This is a genomic window from Paenibacillus sp. 2TAB23, assembly GCF_052115165.1.
Taxonomy (GTDB): Bacteria; Bacillota; Bacilli; order Paenibacillales; family Paenibacillaceae; genus Pristimantibacillus.
Genome location: NZ_JBFRGD010000022.1, coordinates 115,784 through 134,347, shown reverse-complemented (window position 1 = coordinate 134,347; position 18,564 = coordinate 115,784). Strand labels below are relative to the sequence as shown.

General features: G+C 53.4%; 13 protein-coding genes and 1 pseudogene. 12 read left to right on the top strand and 2 right to left on the bottom strand.

Features of this window, described 5'->3' with window-relative positions; translation table 11 throughout:
- A partial coding sequence (locus tag AB4Z29_RS25625; RefSeq protein ID WP_441945812.1) for a hypothetical protein occupies nucleotides 1-203 on the bottom strand: 203 nt, incomplete at its 3' end.
- A gap of 46 nt (nucleotides 204-249) precedes the next feature.
- On the opposite strand from AB4Z29_RS25625, the gene AB4Z29_RS25620 reads away from it, so the two are divergent.
- The 11 genes and pseudogenes from AB4Z29_RS25620 to AB4Z29_RS25570 all read left to right on the top strand — a co-directional run bounded on the left by AB4Z29_RS25620 (nucleotide 250) and on the right by AB4Z29_RS25570 (nucleotide 16,697).
- Nucleotides 250-1,371, top strand: coding sequence for a copper amine oxidase N-terminal domain-containing protein (locus tag AB4Z29_RS25620; protein WP_441945811.1), 1,122 nt, complete (start codon nucleotides 250-252; stop codon nucleotides 1,369-1,371).
- Nucleotides 1,372-1,386: 15 nt separating this feature from the next.
- Nucleotides 1,387-1,569 carry a hypothetical protein gene (locus tag AB4Z29_RS25615; protein ID WP_441945810.1) on the top strand — a complete coding sequence of 61 codons (183 nt, stop codon included), beginning with the start codon at nucleotides 1,387-1,389 and terminating at the stop codon, nucleotides 1,567-1,569.
- A gap of 47 nt (nucleotides 1,570-1,616) precedes the next feature.
- Nucleotides 1,617-2,900 (top strand): polysaccharide deacetylase family protein, encoded by a 1,284-nt coding sequence (locus AB4Z29_RS25610; RefSeq protein WP_441945809.1) that lies wholly within the window; start codon nucleotides 1,617-1,619, stop codon nucleotides 2,898-2,900.
- Nucleotides 2,901-2,989: 89 nt separating this feature from the next.
- On the top strand, nucleotides 2,990-4,009 hold the full coding sequence (locus AB4Z29_RS25605) for an AAA family ATPase (RefSeq protein ID WP_441945808.1): 1,020 nt from the start codon (nucleotides 2,990-2,992) through the stop codon (nucleotides 4,007-4,009).
- Nucleotides 4,006-5,457 (top strand): DUF58 domain-containing protein, encoded by a 1,452-nt coding sequence (locus tag AB4Z29_RS25600; RefSeq protein WP_441945807.1) that lies wholly within the window; start codon nucleotides 4,006-4,008, stop codon nucleotides 5,455-5,457. The genes AB4Z29_RS25605 and AB4Z29_RS25600 overlap by 4 nt, the downstream gene beginning before the upstream one ends.
- Nucleotides 5,444-8,194 (top strand): transglutaminase-like domain-containing protein, encoded by a 2,751-nt coding sequence (locus AB4Z29_RS25595; RefSeq protein ID WP_441945806.1) that lies wholly within the window; start codon nucleotides 5,444-5,446, stop codon nucleotides 8,192-8,194. Before AB4Z29_RS25600 ends, AB4Z29_RS25595 begins: the two co-directional genes overlap by 14 nt.
- A gap of 470 nt (nucleotides 8,195-8,664) precedes the next feature.
- Complete coding sequence (guaA, locus tag AB4Z29_RS25590) at nucleotides 8,665-10,203, top strand: glutamine-hydrolyzing GMP synthase (protein ID WP_441945805.1); 1,539 nt, start codon at nucleotides 8,665-8,667, stop codon at nucleotides 10,201-10,203.
- Between the two features lie 484 nt (nucleotides 10,204-10,687).
- A pseudogene (locus AB4Z29_RS25585) lies at nucleotides 10,688-10,792 on the top strand (hypothetical protein); the annotation flags it as partial.
- Nucleotides 10,793-11,305: 513 nt separating this feature from the next.
- Nucleotides 11,306-15,514: an S-layer homology domain-containing protein gene (locus AB4Z29_RS25580; RefSeq protein ID WP_441945815.1), complete on the top strand. Its 4,209-nt coding sequence runs from the start codon at nucleotides 11,306-11,308 to the stop codon at nucleotides 15,512-15,514.
- A 158-nt stretch (nucleotides 15,515-15,672) separates the two neighbouring features.
- Nucleotides 15,673-16,206, top strand: coding sequence for a GrpB family protein (locus AB4Z29_RS25575; RefSeq protein WP_441945804.1), 534 nt, complete (start codon nucleotides 15,673-15,675; stop codon nucleotides 16,204-16,206).
- Entirely contained in the window at nucleotides 16,173-16,697 is a 525-nt protein-coding gene (locus AB4Z29_RS25570) for an AAA family ATPase (protein WP_441945803.1), read from the top strand. The genes AB4Z29_RS25575 and AB4Z29_RS25570 overlap by 34 nt, the downstream gene beginning before the upstream one ends.
- A 162-nt stretch (nucleotides 16,698-16,859) precedes the next feature.
- On the opposite strand, the gene AB4Z29_RS25565 is transcribed toward AB4Z29_RS25570, so the two are convergent.
- Nucleotides 16,860-17,489, bottom strand: coding sequence for a TetR/AcrR family transcriptional regulator (locus AB4Z29_RS25565; RefSeq protein WP_441945802.1), 630 nt, complete (start codon nucleotides 17,487-17,489; stop codon nucleotides 16,860-16,862).
- A 133-nt stretch (nucleotides 17,490-17,622) separates the two neighbouring features.
- On the opposite strand from AB4Z29_RS25565, the gene AB4Z29_RS25560 reads away from it, so the two are divergent.
- Entirely contained in the window at nucleotides 17,623-18,474 is an 852-nt protein-coding gene (locus tag AB4Z29_RS25560) for a helix-turn-helix domain-containing protein (protein ID WP_441945801.1), read from the top strand.
- Nucleotides 18,475-18,564: the final 90 nt, after the last annotated feature.

The window sequence follows — 18,564 nt, the reverse complement described above, 5'->3', positions numbered from 1 at the left end:
GAAGCTGGCAGCTGCGCTTCGTTCGCCGGAAGTGAAGAAATATATCGAGGACACGTATAAAGGCGCAATTGTTGCCGCATTTTAATCGAATCATACTTGGAAATCGTCTCTGCCCTGCGGGTAGAGGCGATTTTTTTTGATTCGGCATCCTCGTTCTTCTTGACATAGGCCTGCGCAACCTTTCGAGTCTGTTCGGCGTCCATTCCTTATATAAAACCCAAATTATTCAATATTAGGAGATGAATGAAAGTGAAGCGAAGCATAACGATCTTGTTCTTGAGCTTATTGCTTATTCTTCCGAGTACAGCAGGGGCCGCAGCTTCCGCGAATTATGAATTTCATTGGACGAAAAGCGGGAGCCTGGGGGGACTTGCGCTTGTGAAAGGCGGGGTCACATTTGTGCCCTTGACGCGCATGACGAATCACTACGGAATCGACTTGAGCTGGGATGCGGCGGGCAAAAGAGCTCAGTTTAATGGATGGAGAAAATCGCTAGCTTTGCGGGTTGGCAGCTTGACGGGAATGCTGGATGGGAGGACCGTTAAGCTGGAGGGCGCTCCTTTTATTTTTGAGAAAGAGCTGTATGTGCCTGCCAGGTTCGTCGTGAGCGCGCTAGGCGGAGGCGATGTGATATGGGATGCAGGATCCAAGACGGTGAAAGCGGAGAAGCTGCAAGCCTTTAAAAAATATGATTTTGAAATTGAGGGATTGAAATACACAGTTGTCGGCAGCAGCGGCGTACTCTACAGAACGGATAGCAAAGGCGTTCAACGCGAGCTGGCGAAGCTGGGTACTTCTATTAAGGAGTACTTGTCCATGGGGTTCCATAAAACGCCGGGAGGGCTTCTCGTCATTGACTTGTCTGATTTCTATGGTGAACCCCATTTGAATAATCAATATTTCCGGCTTGTCATTAAGGAAGGCGAGGTTATTCATCAAGCAAGCGTGCATTACTGGAACCGTGTGGAGATCAATGCAAAAAGTCTGGGCAGCCAACTGCTGTTAAATGATGGGAAAACACTTAGATTTATTGAGGATGGGACAGGAAAACTGCTCGAAACGATTGATTTGGTCCAAATAGGAGGGGAAAGCGATGCGTATTTTGTAGAATATATCGATAAGGATGTATTTCTCCTTCGAGCGAATATGGGTGGTATTTTGAAGCTGGCTAATCGCAAGACGGGTAAGGTCACCGTGTTATATAAAGAGCTGTTAAAAGACCAGCAGCTTGAATACGCAGAGCTTAACGATTCCCCTTACCGCGGCGACTTCTTGAAGTTCATAAAACGTGAGGGCGACATGCTTTATTTCAAAAACAAATTCCCCTTTGATAAAGACACAAACATCTATAGTATAAGCATTGCAAAATAAGAGGCGATAGGATGGGTGCATGAAGCGAAGCAAGCAAATGCTGCTCAATTCATGGCCTCATGCTTCATTTTTAAAAATCCAGTCACGGCGAGCATCAGTCGTGACTGGATTTTTTGCTGCCTGCTGATTCCCAATGAATTTGGCAAGGAGCAGGCATTTACGGCAGCAAAGGCTCATATACTCTATCAAATGGAATGAGAGATTCCAGTCATAGGTAGAGAAGGGTGGCAGAGGGCATGCGTCGTATGTTGCGAACTTCAATTTGCGTTTGGACGGTTTGGCTTGGCTTGTTGGGCTTTGAAGGGGGAACTGCATTCAAGGACAATGCAGCCAGCGAGCTGGAGCCATTGCATGCAAGCGTGGCGGGTAGCGTCTCCTATTATGAGCCGAAGCCGCTTCTGGCAGCCCATGCGGTATATGCGGCGAAGAAGCAGCTTATTCAAGAAAGGCCTGCGGCTCCTGCCGCCGCTGTCAAGGCAGAAGCGAATCAGAAAACCGTATATTTGACTTTCGACGACGGTCCTAGCAAAAATACAGGGCTTGTGCTGGATATTTTGAAACGCGAAGGAATCTCGGCTACTTTTTTTGTGCTTGGCGAGCATGTGCTGAAGCAGCCCTTGCTGGCTAAAAGAATCATAGAAGAAGGCCATTCAATCGGCAATCATACGTTTAATCATAAATATGAGCAGCTATACGGCAGCTTCTCCGCGTTTGCCGGGCAGGTGATGAAAACCGATGATGCGATCTATCAAGCCACCGGTGTCAGAACGCCGCTGCTTCGCGCGCCGGGCGGTACGTTTACGAACTTTGACCAAGGCTACTTTGATGGACTGGCAGCAGCAGGCTACGTGGTTCATGATTGGAACGTGGATAGCGGGGATTCAAAGAAGAAAGACGTTCCGGCTGCGGAAATTTTGACGGCTATAAAAGGCTCGAGGCTTGCAAGCAAGCTGAATGTGCTGCTTCATGACAGCGCCGGGCATGCTGAGTCGGTTAAGGCATTGCCAGCGATTATTAACTATTACAAGAGCAAGGGTTATGCTTTTGCCCCTATTACGGACAAGGTGGAGCCTATTCAATTCAAGGTGGCAAGCAAGCTGAAATGGAATAGGAAGCCGGTAACAGCTGGTGAGGTAGCAAAGCTCATAACATACGCGGAGCAGCTTGACAGAAATGGAGGTTCGGCGCAAGCAGAGCCTGAGGAGCAGAAGCTTACATTGCACCGCGGGGAGGATCGTCTCGTGCTTGAAGCGGGCGAATATCGCCTGATCGGTGGAACGATAGAGGTGTCGCTGCGCAAACTGACAGAATGGATTGGAGGCAGCTTGGAGCTTGATGCGGAGCAAGGGCAGCTGGTTGTGACATACGAAGGCAATCCGGTGCTTACTCTAAAAAGCAAGGAAATAAAAGTCTCTGACTTAGGTGCGGATCTGATTGTCTCTGTTAGGGCGACGCTGCAGACGTTCGGGATCGGAATAGCGAAGTACGTATATAACGACAATCAACGTGAAATATGGGTGACAGATTAACAGAATCGCCCTCTAGCAGGTCTAAAGATAGAGAAAGCTGGGGAAACTGAAAAATAGATAGATTTATTTTTCAGGAGGCGAATTATACGATGATTTCTCCCCAATTTTCTGATGATGCGAAAGAGGACCGATACAGCCATTGGCCGGAAGCGCCGCAGGTGCTGCTGCATCGATTGCTAGTTAAGGTAGAGAGCGTGCTGCTCGGCAAGCAGCAGGTCATTCGGAACACGTTAACGGCGCTGCTGGCAGGCGGACATGTTCTGCTGGAGGACGTGCCAGGCGTAGGTAAAACGCTGCTCGCGCAAGCTTTTGCCAGAGCGGTAGGCGGCGATTTCAAAAGAATACAATTCACCTCTGATATGCTACCGGCAGATATCGTAGGAGGTGTTGTGCTGGACGCACGCTCGAGCGAGCTTGTTTACCGCCCTGGTCCCATCATGGGCAATGTGGTGCTTGCCGACGAGATCAACCGCACATCGCCGCGCACGCAGTCTGCTCTGCTTGAGGCGATGGAAGAGCGGCGCGTGACGGTTGAGGGCAAAACCCGTAAGCTTCCGGTGCCCTTCATGCTGATTGCAACCCAGAATCCGCTCAGCTTTGAAGGCACGAATACGCTGCCGGAGGCGCAGCTGGATCGTTTCATGATGCGGTTAACGATCGGCTATCCCGGCTCGTCTCAGGAGAAGCGGATGCTGGAGCAGTATGCGGACGGCAACCGGATTGAGCCGGATCGTCTGCGGCCGGTCATTGCAACGGAGGAATGGCTCCAAATGCAGGCGGAAGCAAGGCAGACGCATATGCATCCAGCGCTGCTTGAATATATGGTGCAGGTTGCAGATGCAACTAGACGGGCGCCCGAGGTGGTGCTGGGATTAAGCCCCCGTGCGCTTCGTGATTGGCTGCGAGCTTCCCAGGCCAATGCCTACATGGAAGGCAGGAGCTATGCGGTGCCTGATGATCTGCTTGCCACTGCTGAAGCCGTACTCCCGCACCGGCTATCGCTACGCTTCAGCGCGGCTTCTATGGGAGAGGACGCGGCGGCGGTTATCAAACGCACAATTCGCGATTGTCCGATGCCGGCAGCGGCTGGAAGCGGGAAGCGCCGATGAATGCACCGCATCAGGACGACGTATTGCAGATCGTGGATCAACAGATAGGCGAAGTCGATGGCATTGAGCCGCAAGCAGAAAAACAGAAGGTGGAGCTTGAAGGCAGCAGGCAAATGCCAAAAGCGCATCAGCCCGCAGCATACCGGACCAGATGGTTCGCGTGGAGCATCATAGCTGTTGCATGGGCAGGGAGCTTGACAGCGGTAGTCCTGAGGGGCGGCGCTGTAGAATGGTTTATGACAGCGGTGCTAAGCATGATTATCGCCGTGAGCGGCGTGGCGCCGCTTCTAGCTGCTGCGCGCTTGAGCGCAAGTCGGGATTTGTCGCAGCATTCGATTCGCGAAGGCGGGCAGCTGGATATCCGCTTAACGTTAAAGCGAGCTATTCCTGTTCCGTTTGTATGGATTGCAATTCATGAAGAAACCTTGAACGAGAGCTCGGCATTGAACCGGAAAATCGGCATTCATGCGGTGATCACTCCCGTGTGGAGCAAGGAAATAACTTATCAGTATACGCTTCATCAGCTGCGCCGCGGCAGGCATCCCTATCAGCATGCTGTTGTTACGATAGGCGACTGGCTCGGCTTAACGGCAATCAGCAGGCAGCTCGATTGCAGATCGGAATTCATCGTTCTGCCAGGACTTGCGCATACAGCTAGCCCGAATAGGCCGGAGCGCTTGGAAGGCGGGGGCTTATACGCCGTGCCGTCCTCGCAGAGGGGAGTGTCTCAGGATTTACGGGGTGAAGCGGGAAGAGAAGAAATTGAGGCGGCAGTTCGCGCAGCCGGACTAGGACCGGACTTCCGCCCATTCCGACAAGGAGATTCGCTGCGGCATTTGGACTGGCGGAGCGCTGCCAAAGGACGCGGCTTGCAGACCAAGGTGCATTCGCTTGAGCAGCCCGTTCAAACCTGTATTGCGGTAGATACGATGGCATCGGCATACGATGCAGATGATCGGCTGTTTGACGCATGCGTAGGCTGGGCAGCCCTAGCTCTCGCGAATGCTGCTGCTCTCGGCAATGGTGTAACGCTCTTGCTCGGAGAAGGCAGTCAGGCGATACGAATGCCTTATCAGGGCGGGACGCAGCAGGGAGTCTCCAGCATGCTGCATGCGATGGCTCTTCTCCGAGCGGAAGGAAAGGGCTCGCTAGCTCGAAGCTTGAATCAAGGCTCTCATTTACTAGCTCGCGGCAGTACGATCCTTGTCTTCACTGCGGATTGGCGGGGCGGACGCAGCTGGGGCGAGCTCGCGGGCTATGCGGCAGAGAAAGGCTGCAGGCTTGAGCTGTTTATCGTGACGAGGAATAACATCCCCACCTTTGCGATGCGCGAGCAGCACAGATGGCTGGAGAGCGGCGGCGTCAAATTGACGTGGCTGCCTGTCCCAGCGAGTATGTCCGCTCAGCCGTACGCAGCGGAAGGGGGCGATGCGCATGAGTATGCATAAAAGCGGAGTTGCCGAAAGAACGGCTAAGCTAATAAGCGAGGATCGCAAACGAATGCGGCGTGACATGCCGGAGGAATCCTTTGGATTCCGGCTCGTTACGAGCCTGCTGCTGTACGGCTTGTTTGCGGAGTGGCTGCTGCCTTGGGTTAACGCCGGAGAATGGTCAGCTATTTACAATCCGGGTCCGCTGCTGCTCGTGATCGGATTCGCGATGCTGTCCGGTTTGTTCCGTCTACCGGCTGCGATTACGCTCTCGATGAATGCGGTGCTGTGCTTATTGAGTCTAATGTGGCTCTATAAAGGTGCGGATCAAAGCGAGCTGCAGTGGCTGCTTGGATTTCCTGCCTTGTTGAAGGAGAATCTGCAGCTGATAGGACAAAGCGGCTTATGGGCCATGTCGAGCGAGCTGAGGACATTGCTGCTGTTTATTGGCTGGGCGATGCTGGCCCCCGCTCTGCAGGCGCTTTTATGGATGCGCCAGACAGCGCTGGGTCTAGCCGCTGTTACGTTAATCTATTTAATTACGCTCCATGTCTGGCTGGGCTTTGAGGTCATGGGGGGATTAATGCGAGCGGTAGCCGAGGGACTGTTGCTTGGCGCAGTCGTTGCTGTGCCGCGCGTGCAGCGGATTATTGACACAAGCACAAACAAGCTGAAGAAGCTGGATATGCGCTGGCTGTCCGGGTCAGCGTTTGTCGTATTGATGGTCGTAGGCTTCGGCTTGCTGTTTGCTGGAGGACGCGAGTCCGACATGCCTGCTCCAAGCTGGACGGCTTCACTGAATGAACGCTTAGAAGAAACCGTCCGATCTATGGGAAACCAGCAGGGGGCGGTCACAACGCTTAGTCAATCGGGTTTAGGCCAATTAGGCGGAGCCTTTACCGGCTACGGCTTCGATGACAGTCAGCTTGGCGCGCCGGTCACGAAGGACGAGCGGGTTGTTTTTATAGGCAGCTCGCCAGTCAAAGCGTATTGGCGCGGGGAGTCCAAGCATGTATATGACGGCCGGGGCTGGGTGGATAGCGCAGGAAGCCCTGTGCTGCAGCCCATAAAGGGACCGGATGCGACCGCATTTTCCGAGACTGTGGCACGAGAGGACAATAGGCTGCACGGTCCCGTCATAAGGCAATCTGTCGTTTGGACGGAGCCGGCGGCAGGGATGCCGCTGTTCACCTCGGGATTGCAAGGACATGTAACGGAGCTCATCGCAGCCGATCCTCGTCGCAAGCTAGGCAGCTACGTCTACAATGCCGACAACAGCTCCTTGTTTTCTCAGTCTGACAAGACAAAGGTAGAGCGCTTTGCGGTGGAAAGCATGCTGCCTGTTACAGACGGCACGCAATTACGTTCGATGGCCCTTGAATCAGACTTGGCATCGAATGGAAGCATGCTGCCTACGGAGGGAAGTACGACACTTGAAGAAACGGAGTTATCATCGGAGCTTGAGCCGTATTTGCAGCTGCCGACGTCGCTTCCCGGCCGCGTTTCGGCTTTAGCGGCTGAGATAGCGGGGGGCGGCGTAACGAACCGCTACGACCAAGTGAAAGCGATTGAGGACTTTTTGAAAGCAAGCTACACTTATACGCTCGATGACAGCTCGCAGCCTCCCGAAGGCAGCGATTTCGTAGACCACTTTTTGTTCGATCAGCGTGAAGGCTATTGCGTGCATTTCTCAACCGCGATGGTCGTGCTGCTACGTTCACAAGGGATTCCGGCTAGATGGGTAAAAGGCTTTACGTCCGGAACGGCTGTTTTGGACCTTGCTGCTGGATTGGATGGCAATAAGGAGCTAGCAGGAGATGCTGCACGGGATACTTTGGGCGGCAATGCGCAAGCTGATGGAAGCGGGAGTGCAATAGGCGCTGAGCTGGTACAGTATGAGGTGAAAGGCTCGGATGCGCATGCTTGGGTCGAAGTATATTTCCCTGGCGCAGGCTGGGTGCCTTTTGATCCGACCCCCGGAGTCGGCAGCGTCTTGAGCGTCGGCACGGCCGCTTCGGTTGGCGGTGCGCTTGCTGCTCCGGCTATGGGTGCAGCGGGAGCGGCAATGGCGAGCGATGCTGCCGGAATCAGCGAGACGAGCCTGGCAAGCCTCGCCGCATGGGCTGAGGCAGCGGCCGCGATCGGGGCAGATGCCCTCGCGCAGGCAGCGCACAGAGCAGCGGCGGCATCGCCAGCCGCTGCTGCAGCCGCAGGCGCGGCCGCGCTTGCGCTCGCGGCCGCGGCCATTGCTGCGGCACAGCGCCAGCGGCTTCGCCTTTCGCTGGCGCTGCGCCGCTATGGCGCGGCTTACGCCGGCATCGCGAAGCTCGCCGGCGGAGCCGCGCCCTACCCGTCACATGAACCTGTGACGGGCAGGGCTGCCGCGGCGGCGGAGCTTGCGCCGCGGAAGGGCAGGGCGTCGCCGCACGATGCCGATGGGCTCGTGCGCGCCAGCTTTATTAGCGTCGCCGATCACTTGGCGCCGCTGCTGTATCGCCGTTTCGGCGAGCGCGCGCCGAGTCTGACGGCACGCGAATACGCGCTGGCGGCTGCGCCTGCGCTCCCTGCTGAGCAGCAGGATGCGCTCCGCCAGCTGACCCGCTGGATGGAGGAAGCGCATTTTGCCGCGCCGGGCCCATGGCTTAGTGCACCGACGCCAGCCGCGCTACGCACGGTGCTTCGTGTGCTGGACAAGCAGCCGATTCACAAAACGAAACGTCCAGAGAACATCAAAACGCCTAACAAAATTGTGTGAAGCAGCGTTTGGGATGATTCGCTTGTGCGTGGATCGCAGCCGAGAATCATTGGTTGTGTAGAACCTTACCCATTTCTAGCATATGAAATATCCAATAATCACAAAAGAACTGTCCGATGACATGGAATAGAAAAGGCTGCTACTATTAACGACAAGGTCCCGAATGGGGCCTATGTCTGTTTTACATGGGTGTGCTTGGATAAATCCGCTTTTAGCCGTTATGAATTTAAATTGATCGCAAGCGGTTCTTCATTCCAGATATGGTGGAAAGACCAAAAGGCGGTTGCGTTAAAGAATAATCGTGGCATACCGTGGTTCATTCATGAGCAGCGACACGCCGCGAATTCTGTCAGATTCTAGGTAGTAACTGCGAGGAATCGACTTTTTCTACGAATTGTCACGTTGTTTCGCCTTGACTCGCTTAAACCGCCTTATATATAATTACTACATAATTTGAGGGAGGCTCGGTAATGACTAAGCAAAATGAAATCATTGTTGTTCTCGATTTTGGAGGCCAATACAATCAGCTGATTGCACGCCGTATTCGCGATTTAGGCGTATACAGCGAGCTGCTGCCTTACAACACGTCGGTAGAACGGATCCGTGAATTACAGCCGAAGGGCATTGTATTCTCGGGAGGACCGGCTAGCGTTTATGAAGAAAATTCACCAATGGTGGACCCGGCGATTTACGATCTGAACATTCCGATTTTCGGGATTTGCTACGGCATGCAGCTTATGTCGCATCAGCTTGAAGGTAAAGTTGAGCGCGCGGGCAAACGTGAGTATGGCAAAGCTGAGGTTGCATTTATTGAAGGCTCCCAGATCGGCTTTGGCCTGGATAAGGTTCAAACCGTATGGATGAGCCACGGCGACCACGTTGTTGAGCTGCCTGCAGGATTTGAAGTCGATGCAAGCACGGAGCATGCTCCGGTTGCGGCTATGAGCCATAAAGAACGTCAATTTTATGCGGTTCAATTCCACCCTGAGGTTCGCCACTCGGAGTTCGGCAATGAAATGATCCGTAATTTCCTATATAACATCTGTGATTGCGACGGTACCTGGACGATGGAATCATTCATTGAGGACGCAATCCGTGATATCCGCAACGAAGTTGGCGACAAAAAGGTGCTTTGTGCGCTTTCCGGCGGTGTAGATTCCTCCGTTGTAGCGATCCTTCTTCACAAAGCGATCGGCGATCAGCTGACATGTATGTTTATTGACCATGGCATGCTGCGCAAAGGCGAAGCGGAAGGCGTTATGGAAACTTTCGTCGGCAAATTCGACATGAAGGTGCTTAAGATCGATGCGCAGGAGAGATTCCTCGGCAAGCTTAAAGGCGTAGAGGATCCTGAACAAAAACGAAAAATTATCGGAAATGAATTTATTTATGTATTCCAAGAAGAGTCGGACAAGCTCGACGACTTTGAATTTTTGGCGCAAGGCACGCTTTATACGGATATCGTTGAGAGCGGCACGGCTACAGCGCAAACGATCAAATCGCACCACAATGTCGGCGGCTTGCCGGATGACATTAAGTTCAAGCTGATCGAGCCTCTTAAAGCGTTGTTCAAAGACGAGGTTCGCAAAGTTGGCGAAGAGTGCGGCTTGCCGGAAGCGATCGTATGGCGTCAGCCATTCCCAGGTCCAGGTCTTGCGATCCGCGTACTAGGCGAAGTGACAGAGGACAAACTTCATATCGTACGTGAATCCGATGCTATTCTGCGTGACGAGATCGCCAAAGCCGGTCTTGACCGCGAAATTTGGCAATACTTCACTGCGCTCCCGAACATGAAGAGCGTAGGCGTAATGGGCGATGCCCGTACGTACTCGTACACAGTCGGTATCCGCGCGGTTACTTCGATCGACGGCATGACAGCTGACTGGGCTCGTATTCCTTGGGATGTACTCGAGAAGATTTCCGTTCGTATCGTTAACGAAGTAGACAACGTTAACCGTATCGTCTATGACGTTACGTCGAAGCCGCCAGCTACGATTGAGTGGGAATAGGCAGGAATTAATGAATGTCGTCAGTCGCTCGAAAACCTTGATTCAAAGCGGCTAACGGCTTTGATGGCATTGATATTCCAATATACCTGCAATATAGAGTGAAAAAAATGACTCTCTTTTATCTGCTTTGTTTAGCAAATAGAAGGGAGTTTTTTTAATGGTCAAAAACAAGGAAACGATTCTAGACTTTAAGCTCAACCAAGAAATCTTGGGCCGTGTGAAAAAGCAATGTTGACGAGCGCCGCCCGTCCGCGTGGAATTTACCGTTGGATACCCTCCTCTTGCAGAGGACGGCGAAGCCGTTTCTTCTTGGCGGTCAAGTTTTCGTTCGCATTCTCGCTTGCTTTCATAATTCTTTCAGAGGAATGTTGTATATTTAGTTATATAAATTTTATATTTATAAAACATACCAGAGAGGGAGATAGTATTGAAAAAATCATTGCTCGCACTGTTAGTATTTCTTTTAGTAGTTGGTCCGCTATTCGTGCCTCCAAAGGCGAGTGCGGCAACGGGATTGACGTTCAAGAGCATATCTTCGGGAACTTATGCGACGCTCGCGCTCGACGAAGCTGGGCATATTTGGGCCTGGGGCAGAAACCAGGGCACGTTTGGCGATGGAACGACCAATGGTTCCACTACGCCGAAGCGCGTTGATGTGATGGACGGAGGAACTCCCGTAACGTTCCGGGAAGTGAAGACACAGCGAATGATTTCAATGGCGCTCGATACCACCGGTCACTTGTGGATGACCGGGGAAGACAGTAATAGCGCCCAGGGTAACGGGGCCGGCCGATCCGATGCGACAGCCTGGACCAAGCTTCCCGTATTGGACGGGGCGGAGGACGTCACATTTACAGTGATCGCTGCGGGGTTCTGGAACGGGTTCGCCATCGACAGTCACGGCTCGATCTGGGGCTGGGGGGTCCATATGAGCGATACGCCGGTGAAGCAGATTATTACGGACGGAGTTAGCCCCGTCTCCTTCAAGGGGCTAACCGCCGGTAACCAGGCCGCAATCGCGCTCGACACATCCGACCGGATCTGGAACCTCTTATCTATCGTCCCGAATACGGTGAAGTTCGATCTGGTGGACGGCAGCTCGGTGCGGTATCAATTCAAGGCCATCTCCACCGGCAACGGTGGAGATGGCGGCAACGCCCTCACCAACTACATTCTACATACCGCACTGGATTCGGATGGTCATATCTGGACATGGGGCAATAACAACTCCGGTCAATTGGGGGATGGGGGAGCCACAGGAGCGGCGGGCACGGCCACGCCGACGCTTCGCGATCTAAAGGACGGTGCCGTATCTACGAAATTCAAATCACTGTCCGCCGGCAACCAGCACGTGCTGACTGTGGATACGGCCGGCGATATCTGGAGTTGGGGATCTAATGCCAATGGGCAATTGGGCGACGGCACGACCAATAACGGCTCGCCGCAGAAGCTGGCCGTAAAGGACGACAACGGCAATCCGGTCGACTTCGTGTCGGTCTACGCCGGTGACAGCCAGTCGTTCGCGATCGATATTGACGGCCGAATCTGGGCGTGGGGCTTCGACGCGGCTAGTGTGCCGACTCGACTAAAGTTTGTGCCTGCGGCCACGCTTAGCGTATCGCCGGCGTCATCTTCGACGAAGCTGCAGTCGGTCACGTTGACGGCGACGGTGGCCGGCGGTTTGGAGACGCCGACCGGCACGGTCCAATTCATGGATGGCGCCACCCTTCTGGGAAGCGCTTCGCTTACCGGCGGAACAGCTACATATACGGCAACTTCCTTGGCTGTACGATTGCATACATTGTCGGTTAGATATCAAGGAGATAGTCACTATGTGGCGGCAAGCTCTGCGAGTGTCTCCCACCAAGTCGACATGCCGGCAGCCCCCGGCCTGACGTTAACCCCTTTGACGACGAGCGACACTTTCGATCGGGTGACTGTTACCGTAGCCGCTTCAATCAACGGCAGCGGCAATTCGCTCAGTCTCTTGAAGTGGCAGGCCGGGAGCAAGACCGTGTCCAACTTCGCGAGCGCGGGGACTGTTATCACGACACCCTTGAAGTTTGATGCGGCGAGCAATGGGATTTATACGGTCTATGCGAAGGATGCGGCAGGCAACGAGGTTGTTAAGACAATTGAGGTAACCAACATTTTGCAAGCTGGCGACCCGGCGTCGCTGAATGCTGCGATCTTGACGGCGGAGCAGGCGCTGACGGACCATCCGGCAGGGACGAGCGTCGGACATGCTTCCGTGAGCGCGCGGAACACGCTGCAATCGGCGATCGACGCAGCGCAACTGGTTGAGGGTGATGCGGAGCATCGAACGCAGGCGCAATTGGACGCGGCAACGACGACGCTGAACGGCGCGATCGCGACGTTTAACGAAGCGGTGATCGTAGCGGGCGAAGCAGCGACGCTGGATGCTGCGATCGCGACGGCGGAGCAGGCGCTGGAGGATCATCTCGAGGGGACGGACGTCGGGCAAGCGTCTGAGAGCGCGCGGGACGTGCTGCAAACGGCGATCGACACGGCGCAGGAAGTCTCGGATGACGTATCGAATCAAACGCAAGCGCAACTGGATATGGCGACGACAACGTTGAACGGAGCGATCGCGGCGTTTAACGAAGCGGTGATCGTAGCGGGCGATCCAGCGGTGCTGGATGCTGCGATCACGACGGCGGAACAGACGTTGGCGGATCATCCGGAGGGAACGGGATTCGGACAAGCGTCCGCAAGCGTGCGGGACGTGCTGCAATTGGCGATCGGCGCGGCGCAAGACGTCTTGGATGACGCAACGAATCAAACGCAAGCGCAATTGGATACAGCGACAACAACACTGAACGGAGCGATCGTGACGTTTAACGAAGCGGTGATCGCAGCAGGCGATCCAGCGGTGCTGGATGCTGCAATTGCGACGGCAGAACAGACGTTGTCGGGGCATCCGGAAGGAACGAACGTTGGGCAAGCGCCCGAGAGCGCGCAGGACGCGCTGCAATCGGCGATCGACGCAGCGCAGGACGTATCGGATGACGCATCGCATCGATCGCAGGCGCAACTGGATGCGGCAACGACGACGCTGAACGGAGCAATCGCGCTGTTTAATGAAGCGGTGATCGTTGCGGGCGATGCAGCGGCGCTGGATGCTGTGATCGCGACTGCGGAGCAGGCGCTGGCGGATCATCCGGAGGGAGCGGAACTCGGACAGGCTTCCGAGAGCGTTCGAAGCGTGCTCCAAACTGCGATCAATGAAGCGCAGGCGATATTGGACGACGCAACAAATCAGACGCAGGCGCAACTGGATTTGGCAACGGCGACACTGAACGATGCAATCTCGGCATTCGGGCTGACCGTTGTCGGCGTCGTACTGAACGTACCGGGCGCTGGCTTGTACGGCGTGGGGGACACGCTCGCATTCACATTGACGTATCGCGACGAGGTGAACGTCGCCGGGATGCCGCTGCTGGCGCTCGCGCTCGGAGCCAATTCCGTTACGGAAACCGTGTACGCTGAGTATACGGGGGCAACGGACGTAGCGACGACGAGCTTGACGTTCGAATACTTGGTGCCCGAAGGCATGGTGGATGAAGACGGCATCGCACTCGAAGGCCGGCTTGATCTGCCGACTGGCGCGGCCGTCACGCTTGTCGCGGGCGGCGCGGATGCCCTTGCGAGCTTCCGCGTTCCCGAGACGAGTGGCATTCGGCTGATCGGGCAGGCGCCGACGCTTGAGCTGAGCGCGACTGGCACGCCGCGCACGTCGGCCGATGTGACGGTGACGGCGGCGGTATACGGCGAAGCGACAGCGGGGAATTCGCTGGTGCAGCTGAAGTGGCTGATGGGAGCGCATGACGTCGCCGACTTCGCGGGAGGATCAGCCGGCCAATCGATTGTCGTGCCGAAGGCGTTCACGGTGCATACGAACGGAGACTATACCGTATATGCGCAGGATGCTGCTGGCAATGAGTCCGCAGCGGTCATTACGATCGCTTCCATCACGAATCCGGTCAGCACGCCGTCAAGTTCCGGCACGACGGTCGAATTGTCGCCAGACGGCGGCGTAGTGGTCCGTGTCGCCGATTCTGACATCAAGAAGGAGACGCAGCAAGACGGAACCGAGACGGAGAGTTTCGAGCTGACAGACCTGTTGATGGACCAGATCCTGGAGCAGTTGAAAAACGCAGGCAAGCCGACTGTGACGTTGGTGATCGACGACACGGAACGGGCGGTGAATGTACGCTTCCCGGCCGATCGACTAGGTGAGCAGCTCGCCGCTTACCCGAACTTGCAATACGAGGTGCGACTGAACGACTCCAGCTTCCTGCTGCAGGTTAACGTGCTGGATCTGGCTGACCTGGCATCACGGCTAGGCGTCGATTTGAAGGATATGAAGGTGAGCATTCTGACGTCGCAAGTTGTCGGATCAGCCAAGGCCGAACTGGAGCGGCTGGCCGGTACGAAGGGTATGAAGCTGGTCGGTCAAGCGGTCGATTATCGCATTGTGGTGACCGGCGGCGGCCGCTCGGTCGAAGTGACGGATTTCGGAGGCACGTACATGGCTCGGGCTATCGTCATGGAATCAATCGAGCCGGGCAAGAGCTATACCGCCGTCGTATATGACCCAAGCGTTCCGTCGTTTTCCTTCGTTCCGGCCGTATTGGGGACGAGAAGCGACGATAAGCAACAAATGTCCATGAGTTCCCCGCATAACAGCATCTATGCCATCATGGAGACGGCAAAGCGTTCGTTCGACGATTTGAATGGCCACTGGGCGAAGGAAGATGTGGAGCTGCTGGCTTCGAAGCTGATCGTGCAGGGCGTATCGGATACGAAGTTCTCGCCTGGCGGCACCGTCAAGCGGGCGGAATTCCTCACGCTGCTCGTGAGGGCGCTGGGCATAAGAACGGATGCAGATCCGGCGGCTATGAGCTTCGTGGATGTGCCATCGTCCGCTTGGTACGCGCCAGAGATAGCGGCTGGCGTGAAGGCCGGATTGGCGAAGGGGCTGGATGCAGACCACTTCGACCCGAACGGCACGGTGACGCGGGAGCAGATGGCGGTCATGCTGGACAATGCGTTAGCGCTGGCAGAGGGGAGGAATAGCGAGTCTGCCGCTGTGTCCGGATCTGTCGATTTCGCTGATGCGAACCGTATCTCGCCATGGGCGCGCGCAGCCATTGAGCGAATCGCAGAAGAGGGCATCGTGCAAGGCACAGCGGATGGACGCTTCCAGCCGCGAGCAAATGCAACCCGGGCTGAAGCGGCCGCGATGCTTAAGCGGCTCTTATTGACGGTACAGTTTATCGATGGATGATAGGCACGTTAACTGAATCGTCTATGACGTGAATTCGAAACTGCCTGCAACAATAGCATGACAATATACTCTCTTTTATTTGCGTTGTATAGCAAATAGAAGGGAGTATTTTTTTGAGCTATAATGAGGCTAGGTCATTTGAAACGGGAGGCTGAACCTTGCGCAAAGCGGAGATCATTCCTTGGACGGAAAACTGGAATGAATTATATCAAACCGAATCACATATCCTTGCATCTGTACTGAATGAAGAAATGATCGAGATACACCACATTGGAAGCACGTCAGTCAAGCAAATCGGGTTTGCTAAACCAATCATCGATATTTTGATTGTCGTAAGAAACATTCATAACCTTGATGCGTACAACGATCAGATGGAATCCTTCGGTTACACGCCACGAGGCGAAAACGGCATGATTGGTAGACGCTACTTTATAAAAGGCGGCCAGCAAAGAACGCATCATGTCCATTGCCATCAGATTGCAGATGAAAGAGTAGACATTCATTTAGCATTTAAGCAATATATGATTGAGCATCCAGATGACGCAAGAGCATACGCGGAGCTGAAAATAAAGCTTGCCGACCAGTTCCGCCATTCTGTCCATATGTATCAAACGGGTAAGGAACAGTTTCTTGATGAGATGATCCTAAAAGCGATGAGATGGGCGAAGAAGAAAGAAAAGCCCTTCGCATGATTATAATGATAAATGGCGCATTTGGCGTTGGAAAAACAAGTACGGCTGCCAAGCTGCAAGAAAAAATTCCGAACAGCATGTTGTTTGATCCAGAAGAAGTCGGATATATGCTAAGGCGGATGTTAACAGACGAAATAAAGAATGAGCATGAGAAAACGGATAACTTTCAAGATCTAGACTTATGGAGAGTGCTTGTCGTTCAAGCAGCTCAAGCGATTAAATTTAAGTATCAAAGAACACTGATTGTTCCAATGACTATCTATAACAAGGATTATTTTCATTATATATATGAAGGCTTTAAGGAACTAGATAATCAGACGTACCATTTTTGTTTAACGGCAAGTGAAGAAGTGATCTTTGAACGCTTAAAAAAACGTGGAGAGGTCGAAGGCAATTGGTGCTTTCAACAAACGAAAAGATGCTTGGACGCTTTTCAGGATGCATGCTTTGAACCATATATTTGGACGGATACGATAGAGGTAAGCGAATAGCTGAGGCTATTATGAAATCCATTAAACATGGCACGGCTTGACGTTCGTCAAACTGCGAAGCAATAGATGGCGAATGCTGCATGTCAATCTCCCTTTTTTTTCTATCTCTTATCCAGCCATCCGCATAAGTCGGAAATCAACAGCAGCAAACAATAAATGCCATTATCCATTCCTATCTTGAAGCTGTTTATCAAATCCGAGCAGCAGCGCATCGAATGCGGCATGGAAGGTCGGAGAGAGACGTGCCATAATCGAATCTGCACTTTCCTCTAATTGGGTATAGGACCCTACGATCCCGCGCAGCATATAGAAGTAAATACGCGAACAGCTGAGCAGCCCGTCACCATCAGGTAAATTCAAATAAGTACCCAAGAGTCGCGAGATGATATGGAACACGTGCTGCCGCATCCGGTTGATCGCAAGCTCAGGTTCGGATTCATCAACGCGAGCGGAATTGGCCTCGAAAAAAATGCTGTACATGCTTCGGTTGTCCAAGCAGAACCGAATAAGCTGCTCGTTAAGGCGGCGCAGCTTCTCGTCCGAGGACAGGAATGCATCGTCCGACAGCATATCCAAGCTCGTTTTGAGCAGCTCCAAGGGCTGCGTCGACAAAGCATAAAGCAGAGCCTCCTTATCTTGAAAATAAATATAAATGGTCGTATGCGAGCAGCCGGCTTCTTCGGCAATTTGCCTGATGGTGACTGTTGCGTAGCCCCGCTCACTAAATAGCTTTTCGGCTGCAGCAAGAATAGCTTGCTTCGTTTCCTCTGAACGTTTGGTAGTCAAATTCATTCCTCCTCCAAGCAAGTAACCGTTGGTTAGCGATCAATGGTTATACGCTAATCCATGCGGCATGATGTTGTCAAATGAACGATTCTGTTATAATTTTTGTTGCATAGCATACCGTTCGTTTAAGGAGATACCGATGAAGCTACTGCCTTCCATAAGCAAAGATGAGATTGCGCTTCCGCAGGCATTTCCGATTATCATATCGCAGTCTCAGGGCGTTTCGCCGACCTTTCAGCGGCTGCACTGGCACACAGCGCTTGAAATTAACTATATCGAGCAGGGCAGCGGTTATTATTTGATCAACGGCAGCCGTTATGACTTCCAGCAAGGAGATATCGTGCTTATTCACGCGAATGACCTGCACCGCGCGTTCGAGGGAGAAGGACTGGTTATGAACATTGTTATGTTCGATCCGTCTCTGCTTGCTTTAGAGCAGCGCTATGACGCCGAGCTGCTCATTCCGTTTCGCGATATCGGCCAGCGGTTTGATTATGTGCTTGAGAGAACGCAACAGGCGCATGGGCTGCTCGGTTCGATACTATTGGAAATGAAGGCTGAGTTCGAACGCAAGGAGCCGCATTTCGAGGTCGTCGTGAGGGCGAAGCTAATTCAATTGCTGGCGTTCGTCAACCGATATTTTGCGAGAAACAACAAAAATGAATCGCAGCATGCGCGAGGTACGGAAACGATCCGTGCCGTCCTGCGCGATATCGAGAGCGATATTGCCTATCCTTGGTCGTTGGGGAAGCTGGCCGAGGCGGCTCATCTCAGTCCCTCCCGGTTCAGCGCACTATTCGTACAGGTCGTCGGCACTTCGCCGCTTGACTATTTAATTCAGCTTCGGTTGTCGCAAGCTGCGAATTTGCTGGAAACAACCGATAAGAAGATTATAGAAGTAGCTGCGGAATGCGGTTTTCGCAATTTATCCAATTTCAACCGGTTGTTTAAGCAGCATGTTGGCAAGCTGCCATCTGAATTTAGAATTTAAATAACAGTAAGATAGTATCAGAACATCGTTCTTTTTCATTAGAAGAGCGATGTTTTTTGTTTTACAATAAAGCTAAGAACAAAAAAGGAG